The organism is Bacillus sp. JJ1474 (assembly GCF_036965225.1).
In the GTDB taxonomy this organism is placed as follows: Bacteria; Bacillota; Bacilli; order Bacillales; family Cytobacillaceae; genus Cytobacillus.
The window spans coordinates 1-1,417 of the sequence record NZ_JBALPC010000214.1; the positions used below are offsets into that span (position 1 = coordinate 1).

Below are 1,417 nucleotides of genomic sequence, written 5' to 3' on the forward strand. Positions count from 1 at the left end.
ATATTTTTATCTTCTATATATCTTCATCAAGCAATGATGATATTATATTCTCTTTAATTCGATAGCCTGCATTGCCATCAAACGAATACAAATAATTATTAATCTGAGAGATTCTTTTATGATACAGTGGATCTTGATTATTGGATATTAGATCAATAAAATTCTTTATATCTTTTTCTTCTATCCCATTGTAATAATAATCAATGATATCTCCATCATCGTTTAATCCTCCCCCATTTATTTTAGGTAAATACATGATAGGCTTTCGAGTTGGAAGATATTCTAATAACAATGAAGAAGCATCCGAAATCAATGCAGCTGATACCTTAAAAGCTTGTTTATAATCATCAGATAAATCTAACATTACATTTTCAAGACTATTTACTTTTTTAAGAAATAAATTAACAAATTCTGTGCCCCCAAATTCCCGTTCAAGATTACCCAGTAATAAAGGATGAGGTCTTATTATTAAAAATATGTCGTTTCTTTCTTGGAAAATAGTCAAGAGTAGTTCTTGCCACTCTAAAAAGGTAGACCATTCATTCTCCTTTATCATATGGTGGGGATTCCAGAGAATTACTTTTCTATTTCCGATACACTCTTCTAGTTCACTTTCCACAATAAAGTTATCCAAATTGTATACCATGTCCATTTTAGGATGTCCGGTAACTACTACATGATTATCACCTTTAGGGCAGTACTTCTTAAACATTTCCTTATATCTTTCTGATCGAACAAAAACCTTCCATGAATTGGTACATGCAGGCAGTTTAAAATGGTAATCTATTACCTCTCCTCCAAGAATATCTAAACAATAATGTATATAGACAGTTCTTTTTACGAACTTAGTTATTTCCCCAAAGGAATACCTTACCGGCCTTGTTGAATCATAAGGATTTTGAAAAAATACTACATCTGGTTTTTCATTCTCTAGGTTGACATCATACCAGTATTTATACGAAATATTTTTTTTATCTAAATAGTCTCCGATGGATTCATTTTGTTTTTGATCATAATTATGATGGTAAAAAGGCAGCTGAACAATCTGTACTTCACATCTAGCGTCATCACAAAATGATTTCCAAACTGATTCAGTTGATGGCCAAATTGAAGGTAATTGAACTAAAAAAACTACTTTGATTTTTTTCCTGAATTTTGTTTTTAAACGAGCTATTATATGTTGAATTTTATTTAGTTCAACAAAATCTCCCTGCTGTTCTTTCTCTTCAAAAAGAATTTTAAATATTTCCCCAATAACAATATTAGTTACATACTTCCATTCATTAAAATCACTTATTGTTATGAACTCCTTAAGAACAGTCTTAATATTATTAAGGACACTCTTAATTTCAAAAAACTCGTTAATATCTTCTTGTAATAATTTATTTCTTAATAAAATATTAAGTTTATTACAGAT

At 29.4% G+C, this 1,417-nt stretch carries 1 protein-coding gene; it reads right to left on the reverse strand.

Annotation, left to right across the window (positions count from 1 at the left end):
* Positions 1 to 13 precede the first annotated feature (13 nt).
* Positions 14 to 1,417: CDP-glycerol glycerophosphotransferase family protein (locus tag V7164_RS22100; RefSeq protein WP_335355242.1), on the reverse strand; the 1,404-nt coding region annotated here is incomplete at its 5' end.